This is a genomic window from Thiobacillus sp. SCN 63-57 (assembly GCF_001725555.1).
GTDB lineage: Bacteria > Pseudomonadota > Gammaproteobacteria > Burkholderiales > Thiobacillaceae > Thiobacillus.
The window spans coordinates 25,755-43,661 of sequence record NZ_MEGP01000026.1; the positions used below are offsets into that span (position 1 = coordinate 25,755).

The following is a 17,907-nucleotide window of genomic DNA, read 5'->3' on the forward strand; positions in this document are numbered from 1 at the left end:
TGCGTGTGGCCTGAAGCATCCGCCCCGTCTTACTAGTTCCTCGGCTTGAGCAATTGCACATGCGTCCGCAGGAATTCCAGAAATGCATTCGCCACCACCGATAGCTGCTTGTCCCGCGGGCGTACCACGTACCAGTAGCGTTTGATCGGGAAACCCTCGACATTGAGAATCGCCACTTCCGTCTGGTTGGGATCGAGGCTCAGGGTACTCTGGGACAAGAGCGCCAGCCCCAGGCCGCCGGCAACCGCCTGCTTGATCGCCTCGTTGCTGCCCAATTCCATCTTGATTTTCAGCGGCACGTCCCGTTCCTGAAACACGCGCTCGACGGTGAGCCGCGTGCCCGAGCCGCGTTCGCGCACGATGAAGGGTTCGTTGGCCAGATGCGCGAAGGGAATACGCTTGCGGCGCGCCAAAGGATGCGACGCCGGCGCCAGCACCACCAGCGGATTTTCCAGGAATGGCTCGCACTCGATGTCCAGCCCATCCGGCGGCACGCCCATGACGTAGAGGTCGTCCTGATTGCGCGCGAGGCGTTCCAGCAGGCGGTCACGGTTGACCACCTCCATCGCGATGTCGATGCCCGGGTACTGCGCACAGAACGGACCCAGCAGCCGCGGCATGAAGTATTTGGCGGTCGTCACCGCGGCGATTCGCAACCGGCCCTGCTTGATGCCCTTGAGGTCGGCGACGGTCTGTTCGAAACAACCCCAGGTCTCCAGCCAGTCGGCGCAGGTGGCGTAGAGCTGCTCGCCGGCCTCGGTGAGGAAAATCTTCTTGCCGATCTGCTCCAGCAGCGGCAGCCCGACTTCCTCATGCAGCAGGCGGATCTGTTTCGACACCGTCGGCTGCGTGACGTGCAGTTCCTCCGCCGCGCGCGAGAAATTCTTCAGGCGTGCCACAGCCTCGAAGGTCCGCAGCTGGCGCAAGCTGACATGCATCATGGGACGATCCCTCCGTTTGTATATTGCCTATAGGCTATCATTTTCATAACAACTATTCATTAGTGTTTTAGTAGGGTATTCCCTAGACTCGGCGCCAGGACGTCAAGAAGACGCTCCACTTGTCAACCCGCAAGGAGCCCAGCCATGCCACCGACACTGAGTTCGTTCATTCCCGCCCTCGTCCTGTTCGCGCCCGCACTGCTCTGGGGGGTCGGGTTCACGCCGGCCAGCTTCGCCAACGCCCGACCGCGCCTGATGGCGCAGATGAACATCGGCGCCGCGTGGCTGGTGTTCGCAGGCGCCCTGGTGGCGGCCGTCGCACACCTCTTCGACACACCTCACGCCTGGACGCTGTTCTCGCTCGCCCTGCCCGGCGACATCGGCGCCTTCTCCATCGGTACTTACGTCAACAGCGTCACCGTGATCATGCTGCTGCTGGTGTCCTTCGTCGGCGCCATCGTGTCGCGCTATGCGCGGAACTACCTGGACGGCGATCCGAACCAGGGCCATTTCCACAAGTGGCTCACGCTCACGCTGGCCTCGATCCTGACTTTGATCGTGTCCGGCAACCTGCTCATGTTCTCGCTGGCGTGGATCGCAACCAGCCTGTGCCTGCACCAGCTGCTGATGTTCTACAGCGAGCGGCCGGCGGCAGTGCTCTCGGCCCACAAGAAGTTCATCGCCAGCCGCATCGGCGATGCGAGCCTGCTGCTGGCGATCTTCCTGATCGGCTCGACGCTGCACACGCTGGAATTCAGCGAGATATTCGAACGCATGGCGGCCATGGACGGCGCGCTGCCAGCCGGCTTGCAGGCCGCGAGCCTGCTGATCGTCGTGAGCGCGGCGCTCAAGTCAGCGCAGTTTCCGTTCCACGGCTGGCTGATCCAGGTGATGGAAGCGCCCACGCCGGTGTCCGCCCTGCTGCACGCGGGCATCGTCAACGCCGGTGCCTTCCTCGTCATCCGCATGAGCCCGATCATGTCGCACTCCGGCACGGCCATGGCCGCGCTGGCCATCATCGGCCTGGTGACGCTGACCCTCGCCTCGCTGGTGATGCTGACGCAGACCAGCATCAAGGTGTCGCTCGCCTGGTCCACCACGGCGCAGATGGGCTTCATGCTGCTGGAGTGCGGCCTCGGCCTGTACAGCCTGGCGATGCTGCATCTCGTCGCGCACTCGCTGTACAAGGCCCATGCCTTCCTCGCCTCGGGCAGCGGCGTCGACGCCTTCCGCGCGCCGGTCATCCGCTACGAGTCGAAAGGCTTCCAGTTCGGCCAGTTGCTCCTCGCGCTGATCATCGCCGGCGCCATGGCGGTGGGCGTGGGCGTTGCGTTCGGCGTGACCTGGCAGCAGCAGCCCGCCCTCATTGCCGCCGGCACCATCGTCGCCATCGCGGTGAGCCAGCTCATGCTGCAGACCGCGACCATACTCGGCAACGCTGCCGCGCTGCTGCGAGCCGTCGGGCTCAGTGCTGTCGTGTCCATTGCCTACTTCATCCTGCACGCGCTGTTCGATCACGCTCTGCATGGCAGTGTGCTGCCGCTGCGTGACGCCGCCAGTGCGTTCCAGGCCGTGCTCGTGCCGCTGACCATCGCCGCCTTCGTCGGTCTGCTGCTGATGCAGCAGTTCATCAAGGCCGCGCATTCGAATCTGCGCGACACGCTGTACCTGCATCTTTATAACGGGCTGTACATCGACGTGTACATCACGCGGCTGTTGCAGCGTGTCTGGCCCGCCCCCCTTCAACCCGCCCACAGCCAGGGAGCCTGACCATGAACATGACCGACGCCATCTTCGCGAAGGAATCCACGGACGAACTCGACCGCCGCATCGATGCCGCGTGTGCACGCATCGCACCGTTGTGGCCGCTGAAGCACTTCGTCGCGGTCAACCCCTTCTTCGGCCTCATCGACCACAGCTTCCAGGACGCCTCCGACACCCTGGCGCGCATCACCGGCAGCAGCCTCTACATGCCGCGCGCCTACTTCCGGGAGCAGCTCGCGAACGGCCGCATCACGCACGAAGACATCGAACAGGCCATCGAACGCTGCGGCAGCCCGCTCGACGCGGCCGCGGTGGAGCATGCGCTGGCCACCGAAGCGCCGCAGCCCAAGATGGGCATGGCCTCGGTGAGCGAGGTGCTCGACCGCGTGGAAGGCGGCATCTGGACCAGCTTTGTCACCGAGCGCATCAGCCTGCATTGCGCCGCCTATTTCGACCTCGGCCAGGCCATGGTGGGCATGCCGTGGCGGACGCTGTCCCTCTATGCCGCCTGGCGCAAGGCAGCAAGCATCGACCGCAGTCCTGCGATGATGGGCCTGGGTGATTTCCGTGCCGCCGTCGCCAGACTGCCTGCGGAGCCGCGTGCCGCCATCGCCTGGGCCGTGACCGAGCTGGGCGTGCCCGACGCGGCGGTGGAGCGCTATTTGCACGCCGCCCTCCTGAGCATCGGCGGCTGGGCGGCGTGGGCGCGCTATCTGCGCTGGCAGGCGGAACTCGCCGGACAGCGCGACGACGCCATCGTCGACCTGCTGGCGATTCGTCTGATGTGGGACGTGCTGCTGTTCAAGGAAAAAAGCAGCGCGGCGCTGGTCGCACGCTGGCGCGAGATGCTGGCCGCCAGCATGCGGCCGCCGTCCGCCAAGCGCCAGGCCGCGGCCGAGATCGACCGCATTTTGCTCAACGCGATGGAGATCGGTTTCCAGCGCGGCGTGATCGCCGGGCTCGCCAACCCGGCCCTGTCCGCCCCCGCTGCGCGACCGGCGGTGCAGGCGGCGTTTTGCATCGACGTGCGCTCCGAGGTGTTCCGCCGCTCGCTGGAAACCGTGGCTCCGGGGGTGCAGACCATCGGCTTCGCCGGATTCTTCGGCATCTTCATCGAGCACGTGCCGCTGGGCGCCAGCGCGGGCCGCACCCATGTGCCGGTGATCTTCAATCCCGGCTATCGCATCCATGACCGGGTCAAGGGCGGCGACGCCACGAGCCTGCTCGAGCAGCGGCGCCAGCGCATCGGCCTGTCCAAGGCATGGAAGGGCTTCAAGCTGTCGGCCTCCTCCTGTTTTTCCTTTGTCGAGGCCGCCGGCCTGAGCTACGGCCCCAAGCTGCTCACCGACAGCTTCGGCTGGACCCGGCCGGTGCCCGATCCCAACAGCCAGGGTCTTGCCAGGCAGGACATCGACCGCATTGGCCCGACCCTGGAGGCGATACCCCAGGCGCAATGCTGTGGGCACCACAGCGACTCGGGCATCCCGCAAAATGATCGGCTCGGCCATGCCGAGCGCATCCTGCGCGCCATGGCCATGACCGGCAACTTCGGCCGCCTGGTGCTGCTGGCCGGCCATGGCAGCACCACGGTGAACAACCCGCACGCCACCGGCCTGGACTGCGGCGCCTGCGCCGGTCAGACCGGCGAGGCCAGCGCCCGCGTCGTGGCGGCCCTGATGAACGACCCGGCCGTGCGCCGCGGCCTGCGCGAGCGGGGCATCGCGATCCCGGAGGACACCTGGTTCCTGGCCGGCCTGCACGACACCACCACGGACGAGCTGCGCCTGTATGACAGCGACGACGTGCCCAAGGCGCTGTCCCAGGACCTCGCCCAGCTGCGCCAGTGGCTGGAGCAGGCCGGCGACCTCGCGCGCATGGAACGCGCCGCCATGCTCGGCATCGGCAACCTGCCCGATCACCGCGTGGCGGCCGATGTGCGCCAGCGCAGCCGTGACTGGTCGCAGGTGCGGCCGGAATGGGCCCTGGCCAACAACGCCGCCTTCATCGCGGCGCCGCGCCCGCGCACCGCCGGCATGGACCTCGACGGCCGCGCCTTCCTGCATGAATACGTGTGGCAGAAGGACGAAGGCTTCAAGATCCTCGAGCTGATCATGACCGCGCCCATGGTGGTGGCGAACTGGATCAACATGCAGTACTACGGCTCGGTGGTGGACAACCCGCGCTTCGGCAGCGGCAACAAGGTGCTGCACAACATCGTCGGCGGTGCCATTGGCGTGCTCGAAGGCAATGGCGGCGACCTGCGCGTGGGCCTGCCGCTGCAATCCCTGCACGACGGCAAGCGCTGGGTGCACGAACCGCTGCGCCTGTCCGTGTTCATCGAGGTGCCGGAAGCGGCCATGGACGACATCATCACCCGCCACGACCTGGTACGGCAGCTGGTGGAAAACGGCTGGCTGAATCTGTTCCGCATCGGCGACGATGGTGCTGTCTACCGGCGCGTGGCCTCCGCGAACTGGCAGCGGACCTGAGGCGCGGCAGCGCGTGCACGCCCCGATGCAAGTCTACGCAGGCGCGCAGATCGCGCTGCTGACCCGGCACGGCAAGCAGCACGTCATCGCCCCGGTGCTGGAGGACGCGCTGGGCTGCCGCGTGCGCCATGTCGACGGCTACGACACCGACCGGCTCGGCACGTTCGCGCGCGACGTTCCGCGCTTCGGCACGCAGGTGGAGGCGGCGAGGAACAAGGCGCGCATCGCGATGGAACTCGCCGGCCTGCCGTTCGGGCTCGGCAGCGAAGGCGCTTTCGTGCCCGACCCTTTCATCGGCATGGCGCCCTGGAATGTCGAGGTGATCGTGTTCCTCGACGCCCTGCGCAGCCTGGAGGTCGTCGGCATCGCACAGGACCGGGGCAATTTCCGCCATCTGCTCACCCACGAATGGCCGGCGCTCGAGGCCTTCGCACGCGAAGCCGGCTTTCCGGGCCAGCAGCTGGTCGTGCGCCCCCGCGACGAGCACGACCGGCGCATCCGCAAAGGCATTCACACCTGGCCCGAACTGGAAGCGACGCTGGTTTGGGCGACGGCAGAAGCGGAAAACGGCCTGGCCTTCGTCGAGACCGACAGCCGCGCCCATGCCAACCCCACGCGCATGGCCAATATCGGCCTGGCGGCGGCAGATCTGGCGGCGAGGCTCGCGTCGCTGTGTCCCGCCTGCGGCATACCGGGCTACTGGCAGGTCGACCGCGTGGCGGGACTGCCGTGCGCGGGCTGCGGCGCGCCGACGCGGGAAACCCGCGCCTGGGTTCATGGCTGCCTGAAGTGCGCGCATCGCGAGACGCATCCGCTCAGTAGAACCCGCCATGCCGATCCCGGGCGCTGCGACATCTGCAATCCTTGATGCCGGCTCCCCGCGTGCCCCCATACAATGGGGAACCCTTTCCACCCGAATTTGGAGCCCGTGATGGCAAACGACCTGCAAGCGAGCATCGCGCGCCAGCGAAGCATCCTGAAGAACTGGCTGTCGTCCCCCCTCTCGCATCTCGCGGAACGCTGTCGCGCGGTCTGGCCCGATCGGCAGGCCCTGGAACAGCGCCTGATGGAGGGGTTGAACGAGCTGCCGTACTGCAAGTATCTCTACATCCTCGACGGCCATGCCCACCAGCTCACCGCCAACGCCTCACGCGGCGGCCTGCTGCCGGAACATTTCGGCCGCGACCGCAGCGACCGGCCGTACATGACCGAGGCGCTCGCGGGGAGTGCGTTCTCCCTGTCGGAAGCCTACATCAGCCGCAACGCGCGCCGTCCCTCGTTGACGGCCGTGCAGCGCATCGTCACGCCGTCGGGCGAGCTGCACGGTTATCTCGGTGCGGATTTCGACCTGCGCGAGCTGCCCGCGACCCAGGCGCTGTATGAGCAGCCCCAGCAGTGGGTACAGCTCAAGGGCGATCCGGCCATTCGCGCCGGGCTGTTTCATCAGGCACGGGTCGCGAGCCCGATGGACGAACGCATCGACGAGGTCCTGGATCTGCTCACCGAACTGATCACGGTACACGGCGTGTTCCACGCCAAGCTGCATTTCTCCAGTTCGCGCGCCACCCTGTGGCTGCTGGACGATCCCTACCGCTTCCGCATCCACAACATCGCCGAACTCACCGATCCCGATCTCTGCCTTGCCTTCCCGCATCGCGAGTACCCAGGCGATGCGGTGGTTCCGGCGGAGAAGGTGCGCGCAATTCTCCAGACTTTCCGCGACCTGCGGTTCATGGACGAAACGATTTACCTGCGCTCCGGCACGCTGAACATATTCAACGGCATCGTCGGCCTGACGTTCTCCTGCGACGGATCGCACTACATGCCGTGGAACGAGTTCCTCGACAAGCGTGTCGAGTTCTGGCTGGGCACGAGCACGCCAGGGGCGGGCTGAGCAGCCGCCATCCCCCTTCGTTCGCCAGGCTACGATCGCGTGACGCGCCGGTGCGAGCGCGTCACCGGCTTCGGCTGCGGCAGCTTCATGATGCGGTCCGCCTCGTTCAGCACGAATTCGTGGAAGGCCTGTGCGATGGGCGACATGCGCTTGCCATTGCGATGAACCATGTACCACTCCTTCATGATCGGGAAACCCTCGACACTGAGGATCGCGACGCGCCCCAGCGCCAGCTCGAACTCCAGGGTGTGCAGCGACACGATGCCGAGGCCCAGTCCGGCCATCACCGCGTGCTTGATCGCCTCGTTGCGGCTCATTTCCATCGAGGTGTTGAGCTTGACGCCGCGCTGCTGGAAGAAGCGCTCGACCGCATTGCGCGTGCCGGAGCCGCGCTCGCGCAGGATGAAATTTTCCTCGACCAGGCGGCTCAGCGGCACACGACTCACGCCGACGAGCGGATGATCCGGCGGCGCAATGATCACCAGCGGGTTCTGCATGAAGGCCTGGGACCGCAGTTCCATGTTGTCGGGCGGCGTCCCCATGATCGCCATGTCGGGCGTGTTGTCCTGCAGCTGCTGCACGACCTCCTCGCGGTTGGTGACCTCGAGATGCACCTGGGTGCCGGGATAGCGCTTGAGGAAGGCCGCCAGCAGATAGGGGGCGAAGTACTTGCCGGTGCTGGTGACGGTGAGCGCCAGCGTGCCGCGCTTCACGCCCTTCATGTCGTCGAGCACGGATTCGATGTCGCGGAACTGCTGGGCGATGGCGCGGCTGAAGGCATAGACCTCCTTGCCGACCTCGGTGAGAAAGATCTTCTTGCCCATCTGCTCGAACAGCGGCATCCCGACTTCCTCTTCGAGCTGCTTGATCTGGGTCGAGACCGCAGGCTGGGTCAGATGCAGCTCCTCGGACGCGCGGGTGAAGCTGGAATTCCGCGCCACGGCTTCCAGCAGGCGCAATTGGCGAAACGTCACGTTCATACGGTTCCCTTTCTGAAGACTTAACCATTCACATTAGTGAATGGCAACAATAAATATTATTCATTTTTAATTATGCAACGGACTTTTTATAGTTCGCAACAAGGGCATTAGGCACGACAGTCCGACGCCAGACCCTAATGATCAACCGCTGATGCATAAGGAAACCAGATTATGAGTGAAGCGACAGCAACCGCCACGGCCGAACGCCTGAGCGGCCGGGAAGCAGCCATCGCCCGCCGCCAGGCGCTCTCCCTCCACGGGAAAGGTGCACTCAAGGCCGGCCCGACCGCAGCGCCCAAGAGCGCGACCGAAGCCCGGATGGCTGCGCGCGCCCGCGCACCCGCTCCAACCGCCGCTGAGGCACCTGCCGAAGCACCGAACTGCGGCTGCCAGCACGGCGAAACTTTTTCCGCGCGCGTCGAGGAAGCACGTCCGGCTACGCCCGTGGCGCTGGCACCGGTCTCCGCCGTGCGCCAGCGTCGCATCAAGCAGTCGCAGCGCGGCCGCGGTGACGCGCCGCCCTGTCGCCCCTGCGGCCGCATCAAGCCCGAACCGCCGAAAGTGGAAATCGGCACGACGCTGGCAGGCAGCACCGTGACCGGCAACCAGGTCGAGCGCACCTCGCGCGTGACCGGCAACGAGTCCGGCTCCTGCCGCGCCGTCACCGGCACCGAATACGTGGGGGCGGAACAGTTCGGCGACCTCTGCGGCATCCTGCCCGAGCCGGCGCCGGCCAAAGTCGGCACGACCAGCACCAGCCGCGGCCGTCGCGTGACCGGCACCGAAGTCGGCCGCAGCACGCGGGTGACCGGCGACGAGACCGGCACCTGCAAGCGCGTGACCGGCACCGAATACCTCGCCGCCGAGCAGGCCGGCGAATTCTGCGGCACGGCGCCCGAGCCGCGCCCGGAAAAGGCGGTGATGGGCATGACGGCGGCGCGCAATGCCGTGTCCGGCAGCGATCTCGCCCGCACCACGAAGGTGACCGGCGGCGAGTCCGGCGCGTCGCGCAACATCACCGGCAGCGCCTACGCCGACGCGCTGGTGCGCCCATCCGCCGAGGGCAACGGCCCAAAAAAGGTGGAAACCCGTCGCACGAGCAATGGCGCAATGGTGAGCGGCACCCTACCGGGTCGTTCACCGAAACTTTCCGGCGATGAGCCGGGCGCCTGCGCACGCGTGACGGGTTCCGACTACGTCAATACCGAAGAATTCAAGTCCTTCTGCCGTGCCGAGCCCTACCAGTCGCCGGCCAAGGCCGGCGTGTCGCGCACTCTCAAGGGACTCGACGTGTCCGGCACCCAGGTCGGGCGTTCGGCGCAGGTGACCGGCGACGAGCACGGCGCCTGCAAGCCGGTGACCGGCACCTCCTACATCGGCGCCGACCAGTATGCCGAGTTCTGCGCGGCGCGCACCGCGGCGGAAGCGATCAACCGCGCCCGCCTCGGCCGCAACGCCGACCTCACCGGCATCCAGCCGGGGCCCGACGACAAGATGACCGGCAACGAGCGCGGCACCTGCCAGCCGGTGAGCGGCACGCCCTACCAGGGCGAGAGCCAGACCGCGGCCGCCTGCGGCCGTCCGCCCATGGCACAGGCCTACCGCAGCCGCGGCCCCGAGGGCTCGCAGGCGCCGGCATCCATCACTGGCAACGCGATGGATGCCGGCCAGGGCGGCAACCGCACCGGCGACTTTTCCGTGGTGTCGCCGGCACGCGCCGCGCAGGCTAGCGAGACCCGTCGCATCACCGGCAGCGCCTACGGCGTCGGCGGCCGCATCACCGGTCCGCTGGCACGCGCCACCGGCCTGGTATCCGGCACGCCGGAATTCCGCTACCGCGACGAGCCGGGCGCCGTGGCCGTTCCCGCTGCACCGCAGCCGGCGGCTGAAGCTGCGCCCCAGCGCATCACCGGTGAAGGCCGCGAGCGCCACATCACCGGCGACGCCTGGGATCGCGGCGACCGCGTGACCGGCACCGAGGGCCGTTCGGCACAGCGCCGCAATCCGACCCTGCGTGGTGATCCGCGCGGCAACGGCACCACCGCCCGCGACAACCGCGAGGTCGAGCGCCCGGCAGCGGCTGCCAGCCGCATCACCGGCAGCAGCGGCAATGCCAACGGTGGCGCGGCGATCACCGTGTCCGGCGGCGCCCGGGGCTGAGCGCGCATAGCGAGGACGATCAGGCATGAACACCCGTCAACGTCTCGAAGCGATGCGCGCGCGCCAACCCGCCCCGGCGGGCATGGCGATGCGGACCGCACCGGCTGCGACCACGCTGCCGAGCTGGCCGCAGCGCCCGAGCTTCTGCCCGCCCGGCATGCAGGCGCGCGGCGGCGAATGCGTGACGAGCGCGTGCGCGCCGCAAGCGCACTCGCTGATCGACGTGGCGCGCAATGCCGAGCTGGCCGACTACGAGCGCACGATTCGCGCCCGCTTCGATGCCATCGTGCCGACGCTCAAGGAGATTGCCGCGCAGCAGCATGAGGCCGGCTTCGAGCAGCGCGCGCAGCAGATCGCACGCGAACGCCTCGGTTTCGAGTTGCCCGAAACGGTGCTCGCCGACGCCTGGGTGACTACGCTCGACATGCGCAAGCTTTACGGCCACAGCGTGTTGCAGACCTACCACGCGCTCGCCCGGGACTACGCGGCGCGCTGGAACGGCCACGCCGAAGCGGACGCCATGCAGCGCTTCTTCATCGAATGCGGCTTCCACGAAGTCGACATCAGCCCCTGCGCCGATGGCCGTCTGAAGGGCCTGCTGCAGTTCGTGCTGCGCCTGCCGAACCAGGCGGTGCGCCGCAAGTCCTACGCCGGTGCCATGTTCGACGTCGAACTGAACGTCAAGCAGTGGACCGAGATCGAGCTGCGCCGCTTCCGCGAGGGCGTACCGACGCTGTCGGACGCCGGCACGCGCTACCTCAAGGTTGCCGTCTATCACTTCAGCAGTTCGGACCCGCACCACGAAGGCTGCGCAGCCCATGGCAGCGACGATCGCCAGGCCGCCCAGGCTGCACTCGACCGCCTGGCCGCCTTCCGCACCGCGATCGAGAACGGCTTCTGCTGCGGCGCCTCGGTGGCGACGCTGCTGGTCGGCGTGGACACCGACAACGACGCAATCAGGATCCACGTCCCGGATACCGCTGGCGAGATGAGCGTCGAGTGTTTCGTCGACAACCAGGCCATCTATCAGCAGACCGCCGGCATGGCCGCCTCCGAAGCACGCTGGCGCCTCGGCGCCGCGATCGACGAGGCCGTGCGTGAGACCGGCCGCAGCGCGCCGGAAACCGGCATGCGCAGCCTGATCGAGCGCCTGCTCACGAACAATCTGTCGCAGATCGACTACGTCTGCGCCCAGCACGGCGGCCGTTACGCCGACGTGGGCCACGCCGAGCGCTTCATCAACATCGGCGACAGCTTCGATGTGCTGCATCTGCGCAACCTCGCCTACTTTGGCCATCTGCACACCATCGAGGAAGGCTGCCGATCCCGATCGCGATCCACTATCGCTACGACGAGCAGGTGCCCGGTTCGCGCGAGCGTGCGGTGGCGCGCTGCCGCCGGATCAAGGCCGCGATCGAGACACGCTACCCGGTTCTGGCCAGGGAAGGCCTGCTGTTCTGCGGCATGACCGTGCAGGCCAAACAGCCTGACAGCATGCAGGAAGACGTGACGGACATCGAAACCAATTCGCATGGGCATTGAGGTGAAGTCATGAAGATCATGCAAGTGGAAAAAACATTGGTCTCGACCAACCGCGTACGCGAAATGGGCCATCGCCCTCTGCTGGTAGTGCGCGAGAAAGCCGGCGGCACGCGCAGCGTGGCGGTGGACGCGGTGGGCTGCATCCCGGGCGACTGGGTGATCTGCGTCGGCAGTTCGGCGGCGCGCGAGGCGGCGGGCGCGAAGGACTTCCCGAGCGACCTGACCATCATCGGCATCATCGATCACTGGCAGCATCAGGAGCATTGAAATGGAGATCATGCGCGTGGTGTCGGATCTGGTGTGCACGCGGCGCATTCCCGGCCTCTTTCACGCGTCGCTGCGCGTGCTGGCCGACGCCAAAGGCACGCTCGCCGTGGCGGTGGATCCGGTCGGCGTACCGGAAGGGAAATGGGTATTTACCGCCGGCGGCTCGGCCGCCCGCTATGGCGCCGGCGATTACAGGATTCTTACCGATTTGACGATCCTCGGGATCATCGATCAGTGGAATGTGGTGGATGAGCACCACGAGGCAAGCAAGGCAGTTTCATTAACCGTGTAAAGGAGAAACATCATGGCAAACGCAATGACGGGCATCGCCCTGGGAATGATTGAAACGCGTGGTCTGGTGCCGGCGATCGAAGCCGCCGACGCCATGACCAAGGCCGCCGAGGTGCGCCTGATCGGCCGCCAGTTCGTCGGCGGTGGCTACGTGACCGTGCTGGTGCGCGGCGAGACGGGTGCGGTCAACGCCGCAGTTCGCGCCGGCGCCGACGCCTGCGAGCGTGTGGGTGACGGCCTGGTCGCCGCCCACATCATCGCCCGCGTCCACAACGAGGTGGAGAACATCCTCCCCGCTGCCGCAGCCGCCTGATTTGATTGAACGCAATTTGCAATAGGAGAGAGAAAATGGCTACTGGTATGACTGGCATTGCCCTGGGCATGATCGAGACCCGCGGTCTGGTTCCCGCAATCGAAGCAGCTGACGCGATGACCAAGGCGGCGGAAGTGCGCCTGATTGGCCGCCAGTTCGTCGGCGGCGGTTACGTCACCGTCCTCGTGCGTGGTGAAACCGGTGCGGTGAACGCGGCGGTACGCGCCGGCGCTGACGCCTGCGAGCGTGTAGGTGACGGCCTGGTCGCTGCCCACATCATCGCCCGCGTCCACAACGAGGTGGAGAACATTCTCCCCACCGCTGCTGCTGCCTGATCGGACGCCATCATGGACATGATGGTGGACAAGGTCGAGGCAAAAGGGGACATCATGGCCAGCACGAACACCGGCATCGCGCTGGGCATGATCGAAACCCGCGGACTGGTCCCTGCCATCGAGGCGGCGGATGCGATGACCAAGGCGGCGGAAGTGCGGCTGATCGGCCGCCAGTTCGTCGGCGGCGGTTACGTTACCGTCCTCGTACGCGGGGAAACCGGTGCGGTGAACGCGGCGGTGCGTGCCGGCGCGGATGCCTGCGAGCGCGTGGGCGACGGCCTGATCGCCGCCCACATCATCGCCCGCGTGCACGGCGAAGTGGAGCACATCCTGCCGACGCAGCCCAGCGCAGGTGGGGCGGGACGCGACGGCGACGTGACCTGTATCGCAGCTTAGCAAAGGGGACTGCATGGCAATCGATCCACGGCTATTGGGGTATCTGAACCGGGCACTGGACCATGAGATGGCCGCAGTACAGCAATACATGGCCCAGTCCAGGCTCTGCGACCTGTGGAACCTGGCAGACTACTGTGCGCATTTTCACCAGGACGTCACCGAGGAACTCGGCCACGTGCAAAGTCTGATGGACGCCCTGCTCAAGCTCGGGTTCACGCCCAACGCCACCCAACTTCCGCCGGTACGGCTCGGCCGCAACCTGGGCGAAATGATCGCCATCGATCGCGTACTGGAAGTCGAGGCGATTCGGCTGTACGAGGAAGCTGCTGCCTACTGTGCACGGGTGCGTGATTTTGGTCACCACGGGCTTTTTGCAGGCATTCTGAAAGACGAGTTGATGCATCTCGACGAGCTCGGCAAGATGGAGGCTGACTTGCTCGAAAAGGAACAACGTTATGCCTGAAGACAACAATCCCATTCCGCACTGGCAGCGTCAGGATTTGCCGCCGATGCTGACCCGGCGTTTCGAATTCGAGACCTATCCGGAGACGCGGCGTTTCCTGGACGGCGTTGCCAAGCTCGCCGAAGAAGCCGGACTGTATCCGAACCTGAGTTTCGGAAAAACCTATGTCAGCGTCACCATCGACGCCGACGGCAAGAAAGTCGGACCCGACTGCGTAGCGCTGGCCCAGAAGATCGACGGCCTGCTCGCGTCGGCGACCTGATCGCCCATGCCTGGTCTGCGCATCGCGGTCGTGAACCAGAAAGGCGGCACAGGCAAGACGACCCTGGCGCTCAATCTGGCCGCCGGCCTGCAGCGGCGCGCCAGCACGCTGGTGCTGGATGCCGATCCGCAGGCCTCGATCAGCCAGTGGGCGGCCATGAGCGGCAAGAGCGGACAACTGCCCGCCGTTCAGGCGGTGGCACAGGATGACGTGTGTGCACGCATCGCACAGGGCGCCCGCGGCCACCGCTACGTCGTGATCGACTGCCCCCCGACGCTGCGGACCACGATGGTGGGCGACGTTATGAACAACGTGGATGTGCTGTTGGTCCCGATCCAGCCTTCACCCGTGGATCTCTGGGCGAGCATGGACATCACCACGGCGGTTCACAACACGCGCCAGCGCAATCCCCAGCTCAAGGCCTTCGCCGTGCTGAACCAACTGGACAACCGCAATGTGCTTTCGCGCCTCATGCACGAAGCGCTGGCGGAGCTGGAATTCCCCGCCCTGCGCGCCGGTCTCGCCCGGCGCGCCGCCTACCGCAGCGCCGCAGTGGAAGGCACCAGTGTGTATGGGCTCGGACACCGCGGCAAGGCGGCCGCCCACGAAGTTGAAGCCCTGATCGAGGAGTTATTGCAATCATGAACAAGACATCCAGCAAACTCGCTGCCGGCATGCGCAAAGTGAAAGCAGGAAAACCCCGTCGCAAAAACCGAGCCGCGCAAGGCCGCAACGCCCGCACCCAAACCCGCGCCGTCGCCGAAGCATCCGGACCGAATCTGGCCGGATTGAGGCGCCCGCCGGACCGCCGGGCCAGCCACGGCTGCAGTTCCAGGCCCTCGCCCGCCCACCACTGGCCCCGTATCGGTTCGCGGTTTTGTCTGCGAATGATTGAACCGCCATGCCTGCCCTGCCGCGTGCCATCGGCATGCAGGCCCGGATAGACCAGCAAAGAACGCCGCACCGTCCGTTACCGGACGACCGGACGACCGGACGACCGGACAGCAATTGTCATTGCAGATCGGCATATCGTTTGATAGGGTTTGTCGCCGGCCCAGATACCGGCCTACCCTCATCAAACTGACTCGCCACCATGCCCAGCAAACTCGCCCTCGCCACAGCCGCCTCGTTCTGCGCGCTGTTCCTGCCCGCACCGGTCCACGCGGTAACCACGACATTCTTCGACGCTTCGCAGACGATGACGCTGGTCGCGTCGGGCACGACTTCCGACACGATCAGCACCGAGGGGTATCTGTTCACCTACACACTCGACCGGCCTGACCACCCCGATCGGCCGCACCCAGCTCGTACAGTGGCCGACCGGGCTGCACGCGCAGGCGGTCACCAGCGGCCCCGTGACCGGGCCGGCACAAATCACGATCCAACGCGTGGACGGCGGCATGTTCGATCTGGATGCCCTGAATTTCAAGCTGCTGGCCAATACCTGGGCCACCGGTGCCGACCTTGAAATCACCCCGATGCTCGACGGCAACGACGGGCCGCAGGTCTTCCTCGACGCGTCAGGCAGCTACTCGAACACGTTTTCCTACAGCACCACCCTGTCTGATTACCGCGGCTTCAATACCTCCACGCTGAAGGGCTACGACACCTACAACCTGTCGCTCTTCGTCGACTTTGCGCTGACCGGCGTCACGCTGACCGACCCGTCGCTGCTGCCCGTTCCCGAGCCCGAAACCTACGGCATGATGCTGGCTGGATTGGGCCTGGTGGGGATTGCGGTGCAACGCAGGAATCAGACTGCAGCCTGATTCAGGCGAACATGCGGGACAAAAACAGGGGCTTCGGTTCCCTTTTTTGTGACCGGGCAGGGATGCTCGCGGATGGATAGGCGGATGTGGAAGGGATGAAGCGGTAGTCGAGTAACGGGCGGTGGATGGCTGAGATCGGCCAGGAGCCGACTTTCAGCTATTTGACAGACCGGTCATTTGGACAGCGGCTCGACTCAGAAACCTGCCCTCGGGCCAAAGCGTGCAAATCGGCCGAAGCAGACTTCGGCGCAGCCAGGCAAGTGTGTCCGCTCACAGCTCCTGATCGGTCGGATGCCAGTCCGTCATACCGAACGTCTGCTTCCTGGTTGGGCCCCGACCCGTTAGAGGCTGTCACGTCATATACCTAGGATGTTTATTAGGCAGCCGCACATCCAATAGCAAACAGCGAATTGGCAAGGCCGCAGAGAAAGCGACGTGAAGTAGCGCTGTCAGCGACATGGTTCGGTTGCTTTCTCATAAAACGAATTCAAATTCCTATCCTTCGGGAAAAGAGCAACACCTTTTTTTAAGAGAGAAATAGCCTGACTGTGTTGTCCTTTGCTCATCATCAGGTCAGCACATAACTGATACAGCGATACAAGGTTGCCTATTCTTGGGCCGTTAATTGCTTTGTAAAGAAGGTTAATAGCATCCTGATGACGACCTACACTCACCATCAGTTTCACGCAGGTTTGGTAAAGATTTGCATGGCCTGTCATGCCTGGCATATGAATTGCCTTTTCGATCAATTCAATCCCTTCTGAAGTTCGATCCGCTTTCTTCATCAGCTTTGCGCAAGCTTGAAACAGCACCACTTTATTTGCTAACGCTGGCGCGCTGATGCCCTTCTTTAGCATTTCGATAGCATCATCAAGTCTGCCTGCTTTTTCCAGAAGCTCCGCGCAAGTTTGGTATAGGTACGCGTGGTTACGTGCGCTCTTGTCTGCTATTCCGCTCTCAAGTATTCCAATTGCAACATCCAAACGACCTTGCCTCGCAGTAAGGTCAGCGCAAATCTGATATAGCTGATCCTTGTCTGCCATATTGGATACCGTCACCCCCCGCTTCAATACTCCAATGGCATCATCAATATTTCTGGTGTGGAACAATTGCTTCGCACAGACGAGATAAATAGAGGGTTCCGCCGACATAGCGGGGTGTGACATTGCACTCTTGAGAAATTCGACACCACCATTTGTATTGCCTGACTCTTCCATGATCGTGGCAAACTTATGGTAAAGCGGAACGGGGTCTCTAATCGATTTAGATGCGATGCCATTTTCCAAAAGCACAGTTGCTTCTTCGGCTCGATTATCTTTCACCAGTAGCTCGGCACATAAACAGTAAATATCTTTTTTCTCTATTACTCTTGCGTCTGAGATTCCGTCATTAAGCAAACAAATTGCGTCCTCATATTTTTTGTCCAACACCATCAGCTCAGCCAACAACAGGTAAAGGCGATGAAGTGAGGTCATGCCAGAAACAGCGAGTCCATTTTTGAGTAACGCAACTGCTTCGTCATGGCGATTCATTTTTGCCATTAACTTTGCGCATTGAACGTAAACCTTCCAGAGTTCTGGCGTGTTGGGCGTGTGGATACATTCCCCTAGCACTCTGATGGCATCATCGTATCTACCGGTTTGCTCCATAAAACTCGAGCATAGGCTAGCAAGCGGCGCAAGACATTTAGCGCCCGGCTTAGAGATGCCTTTCTCTAGCACGCTGATAGCAGCATCTAACTTGTTATCTTTGCCCAGAAGATTGGCGCACAGGTGATAAACCGCAAAGGCATTGCTTCCAGTGCCGAGATACTTAAGCGCTTTGTCCTGCGCCTTGAGCATGGCGTCTACGCCGTTAAAAAAATATTCAAGCTCAATGAGTAGTAGCCAGACAGCATAGTAAGCATGTGGTCCCACGGCACGTCGTACATGAAACAGCGCCCTTTGGTAATCATCGCCAGTATTGCGGTGCTTCAAGCATAAAGCCAAATGGGATGCCAAACCCTTTGGCCTCCTAGCTGCCGGCAACGCCGAAATCAATG

General features: G+C 64.3%; 18 protein-coding genes and 1 pseudogene. 15 read left to right on the forward strand and 4 right to left on the reverse strand.

Features of this window, described 5'->3' with window-relative positions; translation table 11 throughout:
• Positions 1-32: 32 nt before the first annotated feature.
• Positions 33-941 (reverse strand): LysR family transcriptional regulator, encoded by a 909-nt coding sequence (locus ABT23_RS11565; protein ID WP_296635330.1) that lies wholly within the window; start codon positions 939-941, stop codon positions 33-35.
• A gap of 144 nt (positions 942-1,085) precedes the next feature.
• Between ABT23_RS11565 and ABT23_RS11570 the strand changes: the two genes are divergently transcribed.
• From ABT23_RS11570 to ABT23_RS11585, 4 genes are all read left to right on the forward strand, one after another.
• The gene (locus ABT23_RS11570; protein WP_296635332.1) at positions 1,086-2,711 is read left to right on the forward strand and encodes an NADH-quinone oxidoreductase subunit L; all 1,626 of its coding nucleotides are present in this window, start codon (positions 1,086-1,088) and stop codon (positions 2,709-2,711) included.
• A gap of 2 nt (positions 2,712-2,713) precedes the next feature.
• Complete coding sequence (locus ABT23_RS11575) at positions 2,714-5,194, forward strand: DUF2309 domain-containing protein (protein WP_296635337.1); 2,481 nt, start codon at positions 2,714-2,716, stop codon at positions 5,192-5,194.
• A gap of 25 nt (positions 5,195-5,219) precedes the next feature.
• Positions 5,220-6,062, forward strand: coding sequence for a DUF6671 family protein (locus tag ABT23_RS11580; RefSeq protein WP_296635340.1), 843 nt, complete (start codon positions 5,220-5,222; stop codon positions 6,060-6,062).
• Positions 6,063-6,125: 63 nt separating this feature from the next.
• A complete protein-coding gene (locus ABT23_RS11585; RefSeq protein WP_296635344.1) occupies positions 6,126-7,088 on the forward strand; it encodes a hypothetical protein in 963 nt (320 codons plus the stop codon).
• 29 nt (positions 7,089-7,117) lie between these two features.
• Here the strand turns inward: ABT23_RS11585 and ABT23_RS11590 are convergent, their stop codons facing one another.
• On the reverse strand, positions 7,118-8,068 hold the full coding sequence (locus ABT23_RS11590; protein ID WP_296635346.1) for a LysR family transcriptional regulator: 951 nt from the start codon (positions 8,066-8,068) through the stop codon (positions 7,118-7,120).
• A gap of 171 nt (positions 8,069-8,239) precedes the next feature.
• Here ABT23_RS11590 and ABT23_RS11595 point away from each other — a divergent pair, with 171 nt between their 5' ends.
• From ABT23_RS11595 to parA, 10 genes and pseudogenes are all read left to right on the forward strand, one after another.
• Positions 8,240-10,228, forward strand: coding sequence for a CsoS2 family carboxysome shell protein (locus ABT23_RS11595; RefSeq protein ID WP_296635349.1), 1,989 nt, complete (start codon positions 8,240-8,242; stop codon positions 10,226-10,228).
• A 157-nt stretch (positions 10,229-10,385) separates the two neighbouring features.
• Positions 10,386-11,770: pseudogene (locus tag ABT23_RS11600) on the forward strand (carboxysome shell carbonic anhydrase).
• 9 nt (positions 11,771-11,779) lie between these two features.
• Positions 11,780-12,037: a carboxysome peptide A gene (locus ABT23_RS11605; RefSeq protein ID WP_296635350.1), complete on the forward strand. Its 258-nt coding sequence runs from the start codon at positions 11,780-11,782 to the stop codon at positions 12,035-12,037.
• A gap of 1 nt (position 12,038) precedes the next feature.
• A complete protein-coding gene (locus ABT23_RS11610) occupies positions 12,039-12,329 on the forward strand; it encodes a carboxysome peptide B (RefSeq protein ID WP_296635353.1) in 291 nt (96 codons plus the stop codon).
• A 12-nt stretch (positions 12,330-12,341) separates the two neighbouring features.
• Positions 12,342-12,641 carry a BMC domain-containing protein gene (locus ABT23_RS11615; RefSeq protein WP_296635355.1) on the forward strand — a complete coding sequence of 100 codons (300 nt, stop codon included), beginning with the start codon at positions 12,342-12,344 and terminating at the stop codon, positions 12,639-12,641.
• A gap of 35 nt (positions 12,642-12,676) precedes the next feature.
• Complete coding sequence (locus ABT23_RS11620) at positions 12,677-12,976, forward strand: BMC domain-containing protein (RefSeq protein WP_081616722.1); 300 nt, start codon at positions 12,677-12,679, stop codon at positions 12,974-12,976.
• Between the two features lie 54 nt (positions 12,977-13,030).
• Positions 13,031-13,372, forward strand: coding sequence for a BMC domain-containing protein (locus ABT23_RS11625; protein WP_296635377.1), 342 nt, complete (start codon positions 13,031-13,033; stop codon positions 13,370-13,372).
• A 13-nt stretch (positions 13,373-13,385) separates the two neighbouring features.
• Positions 13,386-13,835 carry a ferritin-like domain-containing protein gene (locus ABT23_RS11630; protein WP_296635358.1) on the forward strand — a complete coding sequence of 150 codons (450 nt, stop codon included), beginning with the start codon at positions 13,386-13,388 and terminating at the stop codon, positions 13,833-13,835.
• Positions 13,828-14,097 (forward strand): 4a-hydroxytetrahydrobiopterin dehydratase, encoded by a 270-nt coding sequence (locus ABT23_RS11635; RefSeq protein WP_296635361.1) that lies wholly within the window; start codon positions 13,828-13,830, stop codon positions 14,095-14,097. Before ABT23_RS11630 ends, ABT23_RS11635 begins: the two co-directional genes overlap by 8 nt.
• A 6-nt stretch (positions 14,098-14,103) precedes the next feature.
• Entirely contained in the window at positions 14,104-14,742 is a 639-nt protein-coding gene (gene parA, locus ABT23_RS11640; protein ID WP_296635363.1) for a ParA family partition ATPase, read from the forward strand.
• 366 nt (positions 14,743-15,108) lie between these two features.
• On the opposite strand, the gene ABT23_RS11645 is transcribed toward parA, so the two are convergent.
• Positions 15,109-15,357: a hypothetical protein gene (locus ABT23_RS11645; RefSeq protein ID WP_296635366.1), complete on the reverse strand. Its 249-nt coding sequence runs from the start codon at positions 15,355-15,357 to the stop codon at positions 15,109-15,111.
• Between the two features lie 95 nt (positions 15,358-15,452).
• Between ABT23_RS11645 and ABT23_RS11650 the strand changes: the two genes are divergently transcribed.
• The gene (locus tag ABT23_RS11650) at positions 15,453-15,866 is read left to right on the forward strand and encodes a PEP-CTERM sorting domain-containing protein (RefSeq protein ID WP_296635369.1); all 414 of its coding nucleotides are present in this window, start codon (positions 15,453-15,455) and stop codon (positions 15,864-15,866) included.
• 449 nt (positions 15,867-16,315) lie between these two features.
• Here the strand turns inward: ABT23_RS11650 and ABT23_RS11655 are convergent.
• On the reverse strand, positions 16,316-17,907 hold a 1,592-nt coding region (locus tag ABT23_RS11655), incomplete at its 5' end, for a hypothetical protein (RefSeq protein WP_296635371.1).